The following is a 20,251-nucleotide window of genomic DNA, read 5'->3' as shown; positions in this document are numbered from 1 at the left end:
CAAACGATTAAGTCTTTTTTTGCAACACTAACGAGTATGCTTGAGCTATGAGCGAAACACATTTATCTACCCAAAAGTTTGCTGACTTCCCTTTGAAACCAGAGGTAATTCAGGCTTTAAACGAAAATGGCTTTGAATTTTGTACGCCAATTCAGGCGTTATCTCTTCCCATTTTATTGCAACAAAAAGATATTGCAGGTCAGGCACAAACAGGTACTGGCAAAACAATGGCTTTTTTGGTTGCCACATTTAACCATCTTTTATCGGTTGCCATACCAGAAGGGCGACAAATTAATCAGCCACGTTCAATTATTATGGCGCCGACTCGCGAATTAGCGATTCAGATTGCAAAAGATGCCAAATTATTAGAAAAACATACTGGCTTAAAGGTCGGTATTGTCTACGGTGGCGAAAGTTACGATGTTCAACGTCAAGTACTTGATGCTGGTGTTGATATTCTTATTGGTACCACTGGCCGTATTATCGATTATGTTCGTCAAGGTGTGATCAGTTTGAATTCAATTCAAGCGGTTGTACTTGATGAAGCTGATCGTATGTTCGATTTAGGCTTTATTAAGGACATTCGTTTCTTGTTTAGACGTATGCCTGATGCCAAGTCTCGCTTGAACATGTTGTATTCAGCAACATTATCAATGAAGGTGCAAGAACTGGCTTATGATCATATGAATGATCCTGAGAAAGTTGAAATTGCCCCTGAGCAAAAAACATCTAAGAACATTAAAGAAGAAATTTTCTACCCTTCAACAGATGACAAAATGCGTCTGTTATTAACCTTGCTAGAAGAAGATTGGCCTGAAAAAGCGATCATTTTCTCAAATACCAAGCACAGCTGTGAAAAAGTTTGGTCATGGTTAGAAGGTGATGGACATCGCGTAGGTTTACTGACTGGTGATGTGCCGCAAAAGAAACGTATCCGTATTCTTGAGCAATTTACTTCAGGTGCACTTGATTTATTAGTGGCAACGGATGTTGCTGCTCGTGGTCTACATATTTCTGATGTATCTCATGTGTATAACTATGATTTACCAGATGATTGTGAAGATTATGTTCACCGTATTGGCCGTACAGGTCGTGCGGGTCAAAAAGGCGTTTCGGTGAGTTTTGCATGTGAAGAATATGCACTGAATCTGCCTGCAATTGAAACGTATATCTCACATTCAATCCCTGTGACGAATTACGACCGTGAAGCATTACTTGATGATTTACCGCCTCCAGTGCGTATTCATCGTAAGCACCCTACGACGCGTGGTCGTGACGGTGGCAATCGTAATGGTGCACATCGCAGTGGTGGTCGTCCACCTCAAAGGAATCGCAGACACTCGTAAATGACTGGTTCAGCTACATTACCTTGTTACGCCGCGATAACGCTTGGCTCAAATAGCTTTAATATGTTGGTTGCCCAAACATTGGATGGCCAGCCAACAATTATTGCTAAATATAAGCAGAAAGTGCGTTTGGCAGAAGGTATTGGCGAGGATAATCGCTTAGCTGAAGCAGTATTACAACGTGGTTTGGATTGCTTATCCATGTTTGCTGAGATGCTTGAAAAGCATCAAGTCGCTCAGCAACATGTCGCTGTTTTTGCAACAGCAACCCTTCGTGTTATCTCAAATGCTCAAGAATTCCATCAACGCTCGTTACCGATTTTAGGTCATCCTATTGAAGTGATTAGCGGCCTGCGTGAAGCTGAACTCATTTATCAAGGTATGGCAGCCACCACTGAAGGTGATGGTCAACGTTTGGTGATTGATATTGGTGGTGCTAGCACTGAGTTTATTATCGGTAATGGCAATCAAGTGCTATTTAAAACCAGTTTAGACTTTGGCTGTGTTCGCTTTAATCAACAGTTTTTCAATCAAGTCCCTTATCAACTTCATCATTTCGAACAAGCCAAATTAGCCGTATCAAAGGCGCTTGAACCGCATAGCGAGTTATTGAGAGAATTAGGTTGGCAAGGCGTTGTAGGCGCCTCTGGCGCAGTACAATCCGTTGTATCTGTGCTTAATCATCGTGAATTATCAGAAATCATTACCTTAAAGGTGTTATACCGTTTTCGTGATGAGGTTTTAGTGCAAAAGAATGAATCTCTGCATCATATTCAGGGTTTATCTGAAGAGAAAGCACCAACGTTTGCATCAGGTATTGCTATTTTAATCGCCTTGTTTGAACTGCTGGATATCGAGTCGCTTAACCTTTCTGGCGGTGCGCTGCGAGAAGGCGTATTGACCATGTTAGCTGAACGAGTTGAGCAAACTGAATAAGCTATTTCATCGTTTTCATTACCCAGAAACAGCAGTAAAAGAATACAAAAAAGGGACGCTAACTTACGTTAGCGTCCCTTTTTGATGATCAATAAATCAGATATTTAAATACTGATTATTTAATGATGTTCAGTAAATCTTGCTCTAAAGTCACTTCAGGTCTTTCAATGATGCGGCCAATTTCTTTATCGTCTTGCTCTACGATGAAGGTTGGTATACGGCTGAACTCATAGTTAGCAGCTAAGCCTTCTGGATCTAATTTGCTGCGATCTACACCGATGTATGTGACGGTGATATTTGGATTGGCAACTTCTTCAATAAGCTTCATGAAACGTGGTGTTTCACGGTGACAATCTGGGCACCAAGTACCGATAATAACGACAACATTAGTTGGCGTGTCGATTGCTTTTAATGCTGAAATGGCATCTGCATTAGTTTGGTAGTTTTCAAACTCTGCTGCGTAACCTGGTAAATCTTTTTCAAGTGCTGAAATTTCAACAATGCCAGTGATAATCACTTCTTGTTTCTCCTCGCTGCATGTCGCCATGAAGCCTGATTGCTCTTCATCAAATGCACAGCCGCTGTTTGCTACTGCTGTACCTGTAATCAAATGACTACTGAAAAATAGAGCCGTTGTGGCTAGTAATGTTTTAACGCTTTTATGCATGATAAGGCCTCATGAATGAAGAATACAATAATTCAATCATTTCGGCGTAAGTTAGTGAAGTCGAATATGCTCGGCGTGTTAGCTAGATCACTGATAAGGGCAATAATTCAAACATAACTTTGAACTTGCCCTGTAATCAAAAAAAGACCCAGCATGACAGCATTTTGAATAATATTTTTTATTTATATTATATGCCTGTAGCTTTACTTGGCTTAGGTTTAGCTACTTTTTCTGTTGAAAAAATATGCCAAGCTTTTTCAATACCTGACTCCTGCCATTTAGCAACTGCAACTAAGCGATGCTCGCGACCTCTGATGGCATTTGGGATCATGTTAGATTCAAAATATACTTGTGAAGTAATTTGTTGCTCATTAATGCCTTGAGCTACGATTATTCGCGTGATTTCAGCGGCGCGTTTTTTAGCGAGTTCATGGTTATAGGCATCACTGCCTTCTGGGCTGGTGTCACCGATTAAGTATATTCTTGCATCTTGAAAATGTTTAACAGCATTGACCATTTTTGCCAATCGTTCTGATTCGTAAGTGGTTAACGTGTGCTTATCAAACTCAAACATCACCACTCTACTGGCTTGTTTTTCTACTGTGGTTGAGCTTTCACAGCCATCATTATTGATAACTGAACCATCAGGAGTACTTAGGCACAGATCGCGTGCGGTAATCACACCATCTGTATCCAAATCGTATAAATCACGACTTTGCTGTTCAACAAGGGCTGGGCGCGGTGTTTCTATACAAGCGCTGAGTGTTAGGGCAAGTAGGCAAAGTGGCAGTAAGTTAATTGATTTCATGTTACTTCTCCTCTTGCCATTGGTTAGGGGTGTCGACCCTAAATGATTCGATCAGTTGCCCTGTCGCGTTAATTAAGCGATAGGCCGCAATGTGATAATTGTAATAAGCACTAAGATAGTTTTTGCGCGCAAGATACACTTCGACTTTGGCATCGAGGACATCAAGCAATGAACGTCTGCCAAGTTCAAACTGGCGTTGATAGCCTTGTTCTGCCTGCACAGCCTGATCGACATTTACTTGATAGAATTTACGTTGCTGACCGACAAATTCGTATGAATTCCAAGCTAGGCGAGTGCCTTCTATCACTTGCTTTTCGGTTTGCTGACGAATGGATTTAGCTTGCTGAACTTGCCAAGCTGCGGCTTCTGCTCGGTCATTGGTTGAGCCGCCGTTATACAAATCATAGCTCAGCATTAACATGGCTCTGGCGTCTTCATCAGGGCCTTCAATTCCGCCAATATTGTCATTTTTGTTGGCTTGTAGCTCGATTGATAGCTTAGGCCAGTAATCACTTTTTTCGCGCTCATATTGAGATGAGGCTGCTTGAGTGTCATTGATTGCAGCATCGATTTCAGGGTGGTTCTTAACTGCTTGTTCAAGCGCTAATTTTAATGAGGTAGGCACATAATTAAAGTCAGGTTTAGCATTATATAAATCTACCGGAAGTTGCCCGACAAGATCATAATACTTAGCTTGTAAATCCATTTGCTGATTGCGTGCTGCGAGATAACCCGATTGACTGGTTGCCACGCGCGCTTTAACTTGAGCGACATCAGATTCACTGCTTAAGCCTTTATTTTGACGTAAAATGATATCCTTAAGGATATCTTTATGTTCTTCAATATTGCGCTCAGCGAGGCCGACAATACGGTTTGCTTCGACTAGGTTTAAGTAAACTGTGGCGACTTCTAGTGACAAGTTTTCAGCTTCTGAAATCAAGCCAAATCGCTCGGCTTCTTGTTCAAATTCAAGGCGGTCAATTTCAGAGGTTGTTCTAAACCCATCAAACAATAATTGCGATACTTTAACGCCGAGTTCGGTGCGATTTAGATCAGTATCAACTCGTTGGCCGCTGTTATATCGAACTTCTTCGTAACCGACACCACCGTAGAGTTTAACTTGAGGAAGATAATCACCCACAGCGGCTTTTTTATAACGAACTGCGGCTTCAAAGCTGGCATATTTTTGCTGCAACCTTGGATGGTGATTTATCGCTTCTGCTACTGATTGTTCCAACGTCAGTGCTTGTGCCTGTGTTGATATTACTAAAGCAGAAATGAATAACAGTTTTTGCATAGTATCCTTACCTTTACCTTACGGTTCTCGTAGCGCATTTGCTCTGGCCCGCAATAGCGGTTTTAGCCAGTAATTTAAGACGGTTTTATTGCCAGTTAAAATATCGGTTGAGGCTTGCATGCCTGAAATAATTGGCCAGCCGTTCAGTTGGTTTTCATCAGTTTGAATATGGGCTTCATAGTAAGTTGTGCCATCTTCAAGTTGTTGTGCATCAGGGCTGACGTATATGACCTCACCTTTAATACCACCGTATATCACAAAGTCATAAGCCGTAAATTTCACCATTGCTTTTAAGCCTTTATGAACAAAAGCAATGTCCTTGGGCGCGATATGACTTTCGATAATGAGTTGGTCATCTTGAGGGACGACTTCCATGAGTACTTGGCCTGGTTCTACCACTTGCCCTGCTGATCGCACGACAATATTAGACACGCTGCCCGAAACGGGACTGGTAATTTGGGTACGTTCCAGCCTGTCGGCTAGGGCTTTCATATTTTCGGTTAATGCAGATAATTCATTACTGGTTTTATTGCGCTCATCAGTGGTGCGGTTAACAAAATCGAGTGCGACATTTCGGCGCTCTGCCACTGCTTGACTGATGGCGGCTTTAAGTTGCCTTTCACTGGCTTGTGATGCTGATAATTCTCCTTGCAGTCTTACTGCATCACGCTCAAGTTTTAATAACTCTAACTCTGCTACAGCGCCTTCACCAACAGCCTCACGGGTCATGCGAATTTCTTGTTTTGCCATCGTAAGCCCACTGCGCTGAGCATTGATATTAATGTTCACTTCTTCTTTTGCTTGGCGTTTTTGCTCAACTATTTGGGCGGTTTGATCTAGCTGTGAAATTAATTGCGATAGCTGCGAGTTATATATTGCCTGTGATCGTCTGTTTGCTGAGCTGTCGGCAATATCAAACTGTTGTGGGGTAATTTGTACTTGTGAAAACCATAATGCTTGGGTGTCATCAATAAGGACACTATCGAGTAAGGCTTCGAGTCGAGTTAGTTGGTTTTTAAGCGCCACACTATTCAATCTGGCTTCATGAAATGCTGAAGCAAATCTGAGTTCATCGATAACTAATAGGGTTTGTCCTGCGATGACGGTATCGCCTTCTTTAACAAGGATCTCTTTTAAACTGCCACCGTCTAAACTCTCAATTTGTTGCACTGCAGAGGCGGGAACCACTTTGCCTTCACCGACGACAACTTCTTCTAATGTCGCAAAAGCTGCCCAAATGAGTGTGAAACAGAGTAAGCCAAATGTGAGTAATATGACTCGGTTGGCTCGTTTAGCTCCTTCAAGGTGTTTTATATGTAAGTTTGCACTCATGATTTCACCTCACTTATCTTTGAGGTATTCGTTTTTGAAGCACTTGTATTTGAAGTGTGAGCCTTTGAGTTGCTGGTGTTGCGAACGTTAATCGCTTTGATACGACGTTTATTAGGTTCAAGTAACTCGGCAGCAGATTTCTCGCCAATAATGGCACCTTTATCCATCACAATAATGCGGTCGCAAAGGCTAAGCACTTTTGGATTGTGTGACGAAATGAGCATAGTGCAGTTTTGAGTATTCATTTTTAAACTGCTAATAATTTGGGTTTCACTGCGTTCATCCATGGCGCTGGTGGGTTCATCAAGGATCAATAAAGTCGGCTGGCGAAGTAGGGTACGGCAAAGGGCTATAGCTTGACGTTGGCCACCTGATAGCTGACGACCAAACTCACCTACTTGGCTATTAAGGCCGCTTCCAAGTCGATCCATGAGTTTATCAATGCCTGTACTCATCATGGTTTGTGCTAGCAAGGTTTCATCCACTTGGCCGATACCGTAAAGCAAATTATCAAGCACAGTGCCATAGACTAAGTTAGGTTGTTGGCTCATATAACCAATATGGTCACGGAGCCTGCCGACTGACCATTGTTGAGCTTCCAATTGATTATAAAACAGTTGACCTTCACTGAGTTGATATTGGCCTGCTATCAGCGCCATGAGCGTTGATTTTCCTGCACCAGCAGGACCATAAAATCCGACCTTTTCACCCGCTTTAATATCAAGAGATATATCGTTAAATGCTGACAGGGGTTGTTCAGGGTAACTAAAGCTTGCACCACGAAGGTTAAGGCTGCCATTGAAAGGGAATTGCGCCACATTTAATGATTGCTGTTGGTTCTCTTGCGGTAACTCTAAAATAGATTCAACGGAGGTAATCGCAGATCGAGTTTGCTGATATTTAAGTAACAACATGGCGATTTGATTAATGGCGCTGGAAGCTCTGCCGCTTAACATTACGATGGCGATTAAGCCCCCCATACTTAAGTTGCCTTGATGAATTTGATATACCCCAGTGATGATTAAGCCAATTGACACTAACTGTTGGCAATTCATCACGCTATGACTAAGGGTATTAGAGCTAATACGAGATTCATTTTGCCAGTCAGCTAGACTGCTGACGGTTTCATTCCAGACTCTCGAGGCTTTTGCTTGACCGTTATTTTGTTTTATTTCTGCCAGCATATTTAAGCTTTCAACAAGATGAGCTTGGCGCTGAGTTGATAGCTTTGATGATTCTTCGATGGTTACTGATAAGCGCTTTTGCATAAAAACACTCAGCAAAATGAGCACGACCATGCAGGTCAGTGGCACAAACACCATGACACCACCAAGCCAAGCAATTAACACCAGAAATAATAAGGTGAAGGGTAAATCCACTGCAGTGACGAGAGTGACTGAGGTGATGAAATCACGAATGCTGTCAAATTCTTGCAGTTGCTTAGCAAAAGCACCTGAAGAAGCTGGACGGTTTTCTAATCGCATGCCGATGACTTTTTCAAATAAGGTTGATGACAGTTTGATATCGACTTGTTTACCAGCAACGTCTGCTAAACGTGTTCTGGCTTGGCGTAATAGCCAGTCAAATACAATGGCAATTGACGCGCCACTGGCGAGTACCCATAGAGTATCGATAGCTTGGTTGGGTACGACGCGGTCATAAACATTCATGGTAAATAGCGGGGTGACTAATGCCAGCAAGTTAATCGCTAACGAGCCGATTAAAAAGCTGCCATAAAAGGGTTTTACTTCATCAAATGCCGCTAAAAGCCAATGCCTTTTAGTGTCTTTATGGTGTTCAGTACCGCGCTCATCAAGTTGTTCTATGGGCTTGATGTACCAGCAATGGGCTGACTTGGATTTAAATTGCGCTGCGAACTGTTTTTCATTTATTTGAGTGTGTTGACCTTGCATATCAACAAGGATTAATGCGCCTTGCTGTTTTTCTGATGCAAAGTAGACCTGGTTGTGTTGATCAAATATGATTGCGGGCAAAGCTAAATGATTAAAACTTAATGCTTGGGGCGCACTATCAACATTAATTTGTTTGAGTAAATCACTTAGCTGAAGAGCCCGTTGTTCTTCGCCGCTATTAATAGGATGGGCGGATAAGATTTTAGAAAGACTTTCTGAGGAGATAGGCAGGCCAAAATGAGCCTTAATCAGTGTCAGTAAACTGATTAAGGCTTGATGATTAGCTTGTTGTTTAGCGCTTTCATTTGCTGACATTATAGACGGCTCATCCTTTGCATCTTTGTTATTGTTTATCTAGCTTTTATGTCTCTGTTTATATTGTTTTTATCACTATTGTTACTTAAATATTTAACTTTGGTTTAGCAGCGTTTGCTGTTGAGTTAGTTGATTGATTTCATCTAGTTCTGATTGATTTAAATAACTTTCACTTTCAAAACTGGTGGTTAACGTTTCTTGTTTTGATAAGGAATCTTTAATGGCCGATGTAAGTGAATTTAGCGAATTGATTTCATCATTAGGTTGATTGCTAAGTTCAGTATTAAAGGCACTATTGGTGTGAGATAAATCTGTGTGTGATGCATCTGTTTGTGAGAATCTAGTCGGTGAACTATCAGGAATAGGTTGTATGTAACCAAATCCTGGTTGTTCAATAAGTTTATCCCCCCAATGAGTATCAACACTGATCAGGGATAACGCTGAATTTTGGGCTACTGAGATGATGTCATTCGTAGCAATTAAGCTTGTTGGTTGTGCTGATATTGGCATGATTTGATTGAGTGTAAATTCAATCGGGGTAATGTCGTCGACAGGATTATTTGGGCTTAACTCAATTCTAATAAGCTCACGATCAATAAGCTCACTGCCAATAGGATCTTGATAGCCATACTCAGGTTTTGTGTTGGGATTAAAATCAATACTAAAAGGCTGAATCTCTATAGGTGCAGCTTCGACATTTGCTGACAGGCTTTGCTGCGATGCTGGGGTACTGAAATCTTGCGCATAAGCATTTTCATTAGAAATTACATTAGTATTTGCATGAGTACTTATATGAGTACTTGTATTAGTACTTGCATCATTAATGACAGGATTGATTGGCATAATTGAGTCAATAGGGTCCATTGGCGACACATAACGGTAAGGCGTGTCATATTGCCTCATGTATTCAAATTGCATCCTTTGATACATTTCTTCCATGACTTGCTGTTGGAAATCTTCAAGTTGTACACCATAAACGGCTGCGCTTTGTGTCATGGGTTCAAGGTTATTAGGATTTACATCGGTATTAGCATCATTGAAAGCAAAGTTTTCCATGGCTGCTGGACTGTTCATTACTGCGTTATCATCAACGGTAATTGTGATGGTTTCTAGATCGCCTTCTGCAGATTCGCCATCAAGTGTTGCTGTTGGGTCTAGGCTTAATTCAAAAGTGGTACCTGCCGTTACACCGCTTATCATTAGGCCAGCAACACTCTCAATTGGGACAATCCATTGATTACCTTGTTGGGTCCCAGCTGATAACGTTGCCCCGTCAGGCACGCCTAAAATAGTGAGGCTTGCAGTCTCTCCTGGGGCTGGATTTTTTAATTCAAGCCCAAGGTTGAGTGGGATATCGTTGGTAGTTAAAGCATTAATATCGCCAAATTGTGTCCAAATCGGTGGGTCGACTTCTGGGGTTATTTCAATCTCGAAATTGACTATTTGTGCAGCGCTTTGATCTGTTTCATTTGAGCCTAGTACTTCAGCAGTATCAATACTGGAAAGTGCCAACTCAACTTGTAACGTACCGAATGCAAGTTCACCAGGTAAGATTTTTATTTCATCTAAACTGGTTTCATTGACCAGCAGCGATGCTGTAAATCCGCCATTCCCGTCAGAAATTAATGCAGCAAATTGACCATCAATTTCAATACCTGCTAAATCGATGAGGGCATTCGCTTCTGCTGAAGTAATCGTCACTTCGACTCTAATTGACTCATGTCCTTCAAGGTCAATTAGCTCAGCCCCTAGTTCGACTTTGATAGCATCGCCTTCTATGGCGCTGTAGTCATCTGGAGCTGAGATTATTTGGACACCATCTGCGACTGGACTGACACCCACTAAAAAGTCCATAGAGGTTGTGACGAAGTCATCAGTACCTAACTCTTGAGTGATGATTGAAAGTGACAATGGCATATCGCCATTAAAATTTTGTGGTGGCTTGATGACAATGCTATCGAGTTGGTCTGGGGTAATGGTCCAGTAGCTTGTAGGAGAGCCATTAAACTGACCTCCATCAGCACCATTGTTGGGTAAAAGCTGTAAATTACCGCCAGCATCTTGGTAATAAACAGTGGCGCCTTCTGGGACTCCTTGAATGGTGATGTATTGCACTTCGGAGCCGTCGGTATCAATCAGACCGATAATAGAACTATTGATACCAGTTAAGGCAATATTGGTATCTTCAGTACCGTTAATGATAATCAGATCTGCTGGCACCTCTGCAGCATCAGTAACAGGGGTGACTTGAATCGTTATAGTATCGCTGAAGTTTGCGTTGTCGATAACATTAGCACCATCAATATCTGCAGTGTCACTGACAGTGCCTGAAATCAGTAGTCTAAAGTCACCACTTAGGTGTTCTGGTGGTGAAAATTGCAATAAAGCTAGGGCATTGTTTAATGCTACATTGGTGTTACCTGTAAATTCCCAAGTATCATCAGTGCCAGATTTTAGCTGGAACAAACCAGTGTTATCAATGAGCTGGCCGCCATCGAGCAGGGTAATGGTAAATAGCTGTGCAGGGTCGTCCAAAATGATTTTTTCTTCACCACCAGTGTTAGCGGTGGCATCTGTGTCAGCGAAGGCTAAAAATAACCCTAGGGCCTTAGGGTCATCTTCATCCATGGTATCAATTAATGACTCCAGAGTGACACCATCAGCCACTGGGGTAATATTAATTTCCAAATTCTGAGAATCATCTATTTTGGTATCACCACTTAATGAGTCTGTGGCAATGATGCGAATAGGAATAGTCAAATCACCGGAAAAATCCTCAGAAATATTATGTAATGCTAAGTTACTTAACGATGCTGTAGTAAAGACATATTCGATGATGTTTTCGCCACTACTGTCATAGAGGGCGATAACGTCACTACCGGTAAAATAACCGCCCTGAGGTAAGTCGCTGGCTAGCACTCTAAAGCTTATGACATCATTATTATCACTGGTGATGGATAAGTTGAGATGACCACTAAAGCTAATCGCATTATCTTCAATAGCATCAATTGTGGAGGATTGTAGGTCAGTGACTACGGATGCGGTTGATGCAGATGTGGGTTGTTCAAATAGCACAAAAATGTTGGTTGAAATGATCTCAGGATCGTCTCTATCTAGCACTCTTGCTTCAACAGTGATTGTTTCAAGGCCAGTGACATGATCGCTTGATATCGTCATGCCATCAAGAATGGCTTGGGATTGCTCCTGAATTGTGTCACTTGTCATACCGTTAGTTGGTATTAGCCAGCGACCATCACCATCATGGATCGCTCCATTCGGGTGAGTAACAAACCAACCGTCGTCACTGGGCATAACGATAACGATATAATCCAAAACTTCAGAACCGTCTATATCACCATCAAAAAATACAATGTCATCAGTCAGGGTAATAGGTGTCCCATCGGTGCTATGCAGCACAGTATTATCAGTTTGCAGACGGGTAATGATCTCAACTACGGCATCAACCTGAACGGACAGTTGAGTTGAAATATCTTGTATTAGGGTCTGACCGGTTTCTGAAGTGTCAGTGATTTGGTAATTAACATCTAAGGTAAATGGTCCGTCAGCGTCTTGTGGTGGCAGCACTGCTAAACGACCAGAGTTGAGTAAATCAGTTAACGTCGGGCTAGCTGCATCTGTTAATTCTGACAGTAATAAGCCTGCACTACCGACAACAATCTCAGCGCCATCGAAGAGGAAAATGATGCCGTCACTTGATGGGAAGAGGGTTAACTCAGTAATGGTTTCACTGCCATCCATATCAGCCAGTAACGCAGGTGATAAATTGAGAACGATAGGCTGATCTTCTTTACCACTACTTACTGTGGTTAGTGACTGGACTGTTTCATCAATAACAGGTGCGATATCAATATTAAGATTGAGTTCATACTCAGCTGTATCACCATCTAACTCGGTGCTTTCAACGAATAAAGTCAGATTTATTTGACCGCTAAAGTCTTCAGGTGGCCTTAAGGATAAGGTTGATAATACTTCCGCTGTCACACTATACGCTGGCTGACCTGACTCAAATCCCACAACAGGTAAATAGATGATTTGGCCATTCGCATCCACAAGTGACGCCCCTTCAGGCAGACCAACCAGGCGAATACTCAGAGTTTCTGAACCGTCATCATCAGAGCTTACTAAGGTAAAGCTTAATGGAATGTCACTGTCTTCGTTGAATGGAACGACCGAATTAATACTACCATCATTAGTCATTTGCCAAACACTGGCATCAGACGTAATTGTCGGTGCATCATTTGCGACACCAGTTAAACTAATGGTAAGCGTTTGTGGCTCACTGTAATGCGGGTTGGGTTGCAGAACTGAATCTATAGGGGCTATACCATCTTGTGCCGTTTCTGTTGAAAAGCTCCGGACTGTAATGTCAAATTCACCTAAATTGGCTGAGCTTGCATCAGCTAATGGAATTAGCATAGCTCCTAGATAAGGAGGGGTTGGGAGGATATCGTCAAATTCGACCGTCCAAACTCCATTGCCTAAATTGACCGCAGAAGGGGCATCGATTATCCAGCCATCAGGTAGGGTTAATTCAAATCCTAAACTCTCTGAGCCAGAATTGTCCGAAAGCTCACCAAAAAGAAAGTCGTATAAAGCAATTGATACATCTTCATCACTGGAGATATCTCTTGTTGTTAGGCTAGGTAAATCTGCGACAGGACTAACATTGAAAATGATGGTTTCAGCTGCAATATCAATAGTCGCATTATTGTCTGGTTCAGTAGATATTGCTTGTATATCAAAGCTAAATTGCCCTGCTAAATCATCACCGACTAAAGCTTGAAGTTGAGCTAACTCATCTGCGGAGATGGTTTGTCCATTGGCGATAGAAAAGCTATTACCATCACTGTTGATACTGCTAAGGGTTAAGCCTGAAGAGATATTAGTTATGACATACGTCATGACTTCTGAGCCTTGGCTGTCAGCTCCAACGATATCTTTTGTACTGGCTTCAACATTAATATTAATTGCTCCTGCATCTTCTTTGATATCGTAGACAAATTGGCTAGTATCATCCCATTGTGGAATATCGGCTACGGATTCAATCGAAACAGGGATTAGGGTGGTGATTGATGGTTTATTGTTGATGTTAACCGTGGCTTCAAATTCAACATTTAGGGTAGCATCTGAAGCATCTTCTGCGGGGTGGTAAAGCAGGTTGCCACTAGGGATAGCAACACCAAAGTCATTAATATATAAGTTGATGCCTTCGAGAATGTAATTACCATCGCCATCTGTAGGCACTGGAATGCCATCTAATGTTAACGTGCCTCCGGCTAATGATGCTGTATTGAAGACTATACTTTGAATCAACTCACCTTCATCGATATCGCCTGGGTATCCAAATACCAGTAGATTAGCGGGGGTATCTTCAACAAAATTGGGGTTCAGTATTCGAACAGAGCCAGTTTGGTCTTTAGCTGTAATGGTTAAATTATCGATAACAGTATCGCCATCTGCATCAGTAACATATACCTGAACAACTTCGCTATATATTGGTTGCTCATATTCAAATACTTTACTCGACACTACCGCTTGGCCATTGGCTGTGATTAATAATGTACCGTATTTGACTCCGGTATCAGTAAAGAGGTCGACTGAGTCACCTGCAGCGTATTCTTGGCCATCATAAATGAACTTACTGACAGTTGCGCCATCTGCGCCTTGCTGTTTTTGATTGAATAATTGTACGCTGAAGTCGGTATTATCTTGCTCTGTAAAGGTCAATTCAGAGTCATGTTGAACAGGGGTGTCATCGGTTATGTCAATATTAATCGTTTGCTGATTTGACTCATCACCATCGGCGTCAGTTGCAAATACATCAAAACTTAACGTTTGAATATTTTCGCCGTTACCAAGCGGATGATCGATAGCTGCAAATTGTTCAAACTCAATTTTACCATTGGCATTAAAGCGCACTTTAAATACGGTTGTGTTATCTCCTGAACGGATGGCTTCATACCAACCATTATTATTGGCGTTATCGCTTAAGACAATGGCTTGGCCGTTACTGGTGTAGCCATCAAAGCTATAGCTGTCAGTCAGTTCAATCGATACAATATCATCGCTGCCACTGGTCATGCTCAATTGCGCACTACTGAGAATGCTGGCGTTGTCGACAAGCTCTCCTTCGTTAACAGTTAACGTAATTGAGGAAGGTAAAGAAGGTGTTTCTCCATCAAATATATCTATATCAACACGGCCGGTGATTTCAGTTTCATCACTATCAATCGCAATAACATCGACTTTGATCGTTGTGAATGTACCTGTAGCAGTGTTGTTATCTATTGGGCCTAGCATATGCATATCAAATTCGACCGCAGAGCTACTTTCAGCATCAATAAAAATATCGCTAGGTAAGTTCATCCGAAAGACGACATTACCATCAGGTGTTTGCCCTTCTGCGACTGCGCCATCATCAGACAGTACCCAGAATATATTAGTGCCATTTTGGGTCAGATTATTGCCATCAGCATCGACTACATAATCGCCATCCACAAGACCAAACTTAATGTTGACGATAGGATCGCCTGTTGTGCTGATATTTATAAAACCAGTGGTGCGATTATCAACACCAGCGGTAACGCTTGGTAATTCGCTGATATCGATATCAATGACGCTGATTTGCCCTGGGTCATCATCACTGACAATTAGTGTCATCTGAGCTTGAGTTGTATCACCATCAAAGTCAGTAATAATGAGCCCAAAATTAACTTCGTCGGTGTTTATTTGATCAAAAGGGCGGCTCAGTGTGGTGGTATATGTATGAGAGAGTGTGTCACTTTCAATATTCCAACCGTTGTCGATAACAATCGTTAAAATTGGATTTGAAATATCACCTGTATGAGCTGTTAAAGTTAAGCCATCATTCGATAGTTCAAAAATTACCGCGACGCCACCGGCTGTTAAGTTTGGTATTTGATCGATATTAAAACCTAAGCTACTAATCGCATCAGCTCCGACATTAATATCAAATTGTCCTGTTTGAATTAAAGGTGTTCCTGCCAGATTGGTTTCATCAAAATTCAGAGTGTCGATATTATCAATCAGTGCTGAATTACCATCATTAATAGTCCAACTCAGTTTACCTATATCGATATGACTACCGTCTAAGTCAGTAGCATCGATTAAGGTTTGTAAAGTTAAATTATCTGTAGAAACATGATCTAATGGGCGCTTTAAATCCATCACCGCTGTGACATCGAGGTCATCGCTATTACTTGATGCAGAGAGTGATAAGGTAAATATAGTTACCCCATTGGCGGTGGCTGTAATGGTTTTAGCATCGGCAGCCAATGTGTAGCTTAATGCGTCCCCATTTGAGGTTAACCCTAATGAGTTTAAGGGGACTAGGGATAAAGTACTAAAAACCACAGTTGAAGCAATTAGTGAGTCAGATCCTGCTGTGATAGAAAATGACTGGCTGTCAGTATTGACACCATTAATGGTTGATTCTGCTGTTGCAAAGTTTGCATCAGCCATGGTGCCGATAGCACCATCATTAATCGTAATTGTGCTGGTGGCATAAGCGATGCTACCGTCAAAGTCGGTGACGGTATAATCAAAACTAATTGATTGCTCTACTGTATTATCCAAATTATCACTAGCCACAAACTGCCAGAAACCATTGGCGTTGACTGTTAAGACGCCTTTGCCTGTATCAATCACGGCAGACGCATTAATAGCTACGGCGTAATCCATACCATTAAAGTTGATGTTTTCAACATTTAGAGGACCTTCAATGGTGTAATCATTACCTGTTATAGACCCCGTCATTGTTGTGTCTTCAACCGTTGTGAAGTGATCATCTATAGCGAGCTCAGGAGTATCTTTTACGTGTAATATGGCATAAGTAATGATTTGTTCTGTTGTGCCGTCAAGATCAGTTTGCAGACCTTCTAGTCTAATAAATGTGGATATGTTATTTGCTGTTACTTTGTCCAGCGGTTGATATAAGGCAACGTTGAGATCTTGTCCTGTTAATGTGGCTTGTAATACTAATTCATTGTCACCGCTTCTGAATACTTGGAAAGATTGACCATCCGCAGCTAAAACCATGGTTAATTCTTGGCCATTAGATTGGCTACGCAACAAAAATTCTTGGTTTGCAGATAAGCTTAGTTCTGCATCAGGAATATCGAAGCTGAAGTCGGCATTGGTTTGGTTATAAAGGTTGAGTGCTAGTTCATATAAATATCCATCAGTAGGGATATCTAATTGTGGCATTTCATCAACCGCAGTATTACCAGCTAAGTCAGTAACACTGACATCCATTTTCCAACTTAAACGCTGATTTAAACCATCAACATGTAAAGTGTCGTCAAACAGCCAGCTGCCATCTGCGTTGACTGTAGTGGTAAACGTCTTGGTAGTAATACCGTCGGTTAACGTTAGTGTGACAGTTTGGCCTTGTTCTACGCCTGTGGTGGTTCCAGCAAGAGACGATTCTCTTCCGTAGGTGAATAAACCGACATCAAAACCATCAACTCCAGTATCAATATCGATAGTCACCTGAGTATCAATGAGCACTTGATCAGATGCTGTTGCGCTATTGCCTGCAATATCTATTGCAGTTGCGGTTGCCGTAAGGGTGCCATCAACAAACCCTATCGCTGCAAGGTCTTGAGCTGTAATACTATAAGTACCGTCAGTATTGACCGTGGTCGTTACGGTAGTTGATACATTGTTGGCGTCGGTTAATGTGATTCTGACTTGCTGACCAGCTTCAATATTAGTCACAGTACCGCTGACAATGACTGCACTAAGCTCAGTTTGGTTAATGAAACTATCACTATCGACAATTTCGACAGTGATTGATGCGGTAGTATCCACAGGCATTTGTGCGGAGACTGTTGCAGGGTTGCCTGCAACATCGCTAACCTCTGCTGTGACAAGTAATGAGCCATCATCAAAGCTTGATAAATCTTGTGCTGGGAGAATCCAAACACCACCAGTGACGATGGCGGTTAGGGTCAGAGAGTGGCCTTGGCTATCGGTGAGGTTCACGGTAACGGTTTGACCGTCTTCGACATTGGTAACCGTGCCTTGAATGACCACTTGGGTCATTTCAACAGCATTGATAACGCCATCGTTATCAATAATCGTGATGTCAATTAATGCGGTTGTATCCACAGGCATTTGTGTGGTGGCTGATGCAGGGTTACCCGCTACATCACTGACCTCAGCAGTGACTGCTAAAGATCCATCATCAAAGGTGGATAGATCTTGTGCTGGGAGTGTCCAAACACCACCAGTAACGATAGCGGTTACTGTCAATGAATGGCCTTGGTTATCGGTGAGATTGACGGTAACTATTTGGCCATCTTCAATGTTTGAGACGCTACCTTGAATAACTACTTGAGTCATTTCAGTGGCATTGATAACGCCGTCGTTATCAACAATTTCCACAGTGATATCGGCAGCTGTATCTTTAGCTACTGTGTTGTTGCCAATGCTCGGATTACCTTCTATATCGACAGCTAATGCACGTAGCGTGAGTTCACCATCAAGTAATGATGACAAATCAAGGTTATCAAGTTGCCACTGACCATCAACAACACTGGTATTAAATATCAATCTAGTGCCATTTGAATCTGTCACCCAAATTAGTACATTTTGACCATCTTCAATATTAAGTGCCTCACCGCGCAAAGTTGTGCTGGGGACTTCAACGGCATTAAGCGTATTGTCATCATCTACCGCTTCAATGGTCACAGATGCTTGAGAATCTTTGCTGACAATGGCTGTGACAGAAGTGGGGTTGCCAGCGATATCGATAGTATTCGCTGTAAAGCTAATATTGCCATCGACGAGTGATGAAACATCTGCATCGCTAATTTGCCAAACACCTGCGACGACAGTGGTATTGAAAGTGAGTTGGTTATTGAGGCTATCGGTTAGGGTAATAGTAATGGTTTGACCGTCTTCAACATCATCAACTTGACCTGAGAAATCAAGGCGCAGCATTTCAAAGCGGTTAATGACAGAGTCTCTACCCGTGTCCACATCAATTGTGATATCAGCCAATATATCAACAGGCATTTGTGCGGTGGCTGATGCAGGGTTGCCTGCTATATCGCTGACCTCTGCTGTGACCGCTAGTGAGCCATCATCAAAGCTTGATAAATCTTGGGGAGCTAACGTCCATACTCCGCCAGTAACAATGGCGTTAAGGGTTAATGAATTCCCTTGATTATCGGTGAGGTTGACGGTAACGGTTTGACCATCTTCAACGTTTGTGACGCTGCCTTGAATAACCACTTGGGTCATTTCTGCAGCATTGATAACGCCATCGTTATCAATAATCGTGATGTCAATTGCAGCTGTCGTATCAATTGGGATTGAGGTCGATCCTTGTGCTTGGTTACCAGCATTGTCGTATGCGATAGCTGTCACTAAGAGTGAACCGTCATCGAACGCTGATAAATCTTGAGCGGCTAAACTCCACACTCCATTTATGATGGTTGTTGTTAATGTTAATGAGTTATTGAAATCGTCAGTTAGCGTTACTGTAACGAGTTGACCGTCCTCGATATTACTTACGCGCCCTTGGATAATGACTTGGCTTAATTCCGTCGTGTTAATGACACCGTCATTATCTATAATTTCGACTGAGATCTCAGCGCTAGTATCAACAAGTATTTGAGTCGAATTTGAAGCAAGGTTCCCTGCAATATCGTTCACTTCAGCAGTAGCAATTAAGGAGCCATCATCAAAGTTTGATAAATCTTGTTGAGGTAAGTTCCAAGTTCCGTTGATAACTACTGTGGTTACACTGAGGGAGTTTCCTTGATTATCTGTCATCGTCACAGTAACGGTTTGACCATCCTCAACATTAGCAACAGTACCTTGTATCGAGACTTGCGTCATTTCAGCGGCATTAAGTACGCCATCGTTATCAATAATCTCAACTGTAATATCAGCTAGGGTATCTTTTATGATGGTATTAGTAGCAAATGCAGGATTTCCTTCTGCATCAATTGCGACGGCATAAAGGTGTAATATACCGTCTGCTAAATCAGAAGCATCTAGTCCTGATGCAGTCCAAAGACCATTATTCACCTCTGATGAAAGGGTGAAAACTTGGCCTAAACTATCGGTAACTGTGATGAAAATGACTTGACCATCTTCGATATTGTTAGCGACCCCAAAAATGGTATTAAGGTCATCAATATCTTGCTGATTTAAAATCTGGTCGCTATCAAGGACATTGATAGTGACATTGGCAACAGTATCTTTAATTACCGTTGTAGAAGAAGAAGCCGGATTACCTGCAATGTCCTGAGTGTTAACATCAAAACGTAATTCCCCATCGACTAGTGCTTCAATATCTGCATTTTCAATTCGCCAACTACCATCCACGACTTGGGTTGTGTAGGTGAGAGTCTGACCGTCAACATCAGTAATGGTGATAGTGACGGCTTGACCATCTTCTACGTCAAAAACTGAGCCTGAAAAATCAAGTTTTTTCATCTCGAAACGATTAACAAATTCGTCGTTGCCTGTGTCAACGGTAATGTTGACTGCAGCCAATATATCAATGGGATCGCCCGTGGTTGCAGATATTGGGTTACCCGCAACGTCAGAGACTTCAGCTGTTGCTATTAGGTAGCCATC

Annotated in this window: 8 protein-coding genes; 2 read left to right on the top strand and 6 right to left on the bottom strand. The window is 42.0% G+C overall.

Annotated elements, in window-relative coordinates:
* Positions 1 to 47: 47 nt before the first annotated feature.
* Both rhlB and BCU84_RS17515 read left to right on the top strand, forming a co-directional pair.
* Positions 48 to 1,346 carry an ATP-dependent RNA helicase RhlB gene (gene rhlB, locus BCU84_RS17520; RefSeq protein WP_102529366.1) on the top strand — a complete coding sequence of 433 codons (1,299 nt, stop codon included), beginning with the start codon at positions 48 to 50 and terminating at the stop codon, positions 1,344 to 1,346.
* Positions 1,347 to 2,282, top strand: coding sequence for an exopolyphosphatase (locus BCU84_RS17515; protein ID WP_102529365.1), 936 nt, complete (start codon positions 1,347 to 1,349; stop codon positions 2,280 to 2,282). It abuts the gene before it with no gap.
* A 115-nt stretch (positions 2,283 to 2,397) separates the two neighbouring features.
* Here BCU84_RS17515 and BCU84_RS17510 read toward each other — a convergent pair whose 3' ends face one another.
* From BCU84_RS17510 to BCU84_RS17485, 6 genes are all read right to left on the bottom strand, one after another.
* Complete coding sequence (locus BCU84_RS17510; RefSeq protein ID WP_102529364.1) at positions 2,398 to 2,949, bottom strand: thioredoxin family protein; 552 nt, start codon at positions 2,947 to 2,949, stop codon at positions 2,398 to 2,400.
* Positions 2,950 to 3,136: 187 nt separating this feature from the next.
* Positions 3,137 to 3,757, bottom strand: a complete 621-nt coding sequence (locus tag BCU84_RS17505; RefSeq protein WP_102529363.1) for an OmpA family protein — start codon at positions 3,755 to 3,757, stop codon at positions 3,137 to 3,139.
* 1 nt (position 3,758) lies between these two features.
* Positions 3,759 to 5,054, bottom strand: a complete 1,296-nt coding sequence (locus BCU84_RS17500; RefSeq protein WP_102529362.1) for a TolC family outer membrane protein — start codon at positions 5,052 to 5,054, stop codon at positions 3,759 to 3,761.
* Between the two features lie 18 nt (positions 5,055 to 5,072).
* Positions 5,073 to 6,386 carry an HlyD family type I secretion periplasmic adaptor subunit gene (locus tag BCU84_RS17495; RefSeq protein WP_102529361.1) on the bottom strand — a complete coding sequence of 438 codons (1,314 nt, stop codon included), beginning with the start codon at positions 6,384 to 6,386 and terminating at the stop codon, positions 5,073 to 5,075.
* The gene (locus tag BCU84_RS17490) at positions 6,383 to 8,614 is read right to left on the bottom strand and encodes a type I secretion system permease/ATPase (protein WP_102529360.1); all 2,232 of its coding nucleotides are present in this window, start codon (positions 8,612 to 8,614) and stop codon (positions 6,383 to 6,385) included. The genes BCU84_RS17495 and BCU84_RS17490 overlap by 4 nt, the downstream gene beginning before the upstream one ends.
* A 93-nt stretch (positions 8,615 to 8,707) precedes the next feature.
* A complete protein-coding gene (locus BCU84_RS17485; RefSeq protein WP_206747662.1) occupies positions 8,708 to 20,167 on the bottom strand; it encodes an Ig-like domain-containing protein in 11,460 nt (3,819 codons plus the stop codon).
* Positions 20,168 to 20,251 lie beyond the last annotated feature (84 nt).

This window comes from Shewanella sp. 10N.286.51.B7 (assembly GCF_002873615.1).
In the GTDB taxonomy this organism is placed as follows: Bacteria; Pseudomonadota; Gammaproteobacteria; order Enterobacterales; family Shewanellaceae; genus Shewanella; species Shewanella electrodiphila.
This window is presented reverse-complemented; position numbering and strand designations above follow the sequence as displayed.

Coding starts and splice junctions, on each gene's coding strand:
- rhlB (WP_102529366.1), top strand. CDS start 48: ATGAGCGAAACACATTTATCTACCCAAAAGTTTGCTGACTTCCCTTTG.
- BCU84_RS17515 (WP_102529365.1), top strand. CDS start 1,347: ATGACTGGTTCAGCTACATTACCTTGTTACGCCGCGATAACGCTTGGC.
- BCU84_RS17510 (WP_102529364.1), bottom strand. CDS start 2,949: ATGCATAAAAGCGTTAAAACATTACTAGCCACAACGGCTCTATTTTTC.
- BCU84_RS17505 (WP_102529363.1), bottom strand. CDS start 3,757: ATGAAATCAATTAACTTACTGCCACTTTGCCTACTTGCCCTAACACTC.
- BCU84_RS17500 (WP_102529362.1), bottom strand. CDS start 5,054: ATGCAAAAACTGTTATTCATTTCTGCTTTAGTAATATCAACACAGGCA.
- BCU84_RS17495 (WP_102529361.1), bottom strand. CDS start 6,386: ATGAGTGCAAACTTACATATAAAACACCTTGAAGGAGCTAAACGAGCC.
- BCU84_RS17490 (WP_102529360.1), bottom strand. CDS start 8,614: ATGTCAGCAAATGAAAGCGCTAAACAACAAGCTAATCATCAAGCCTTA.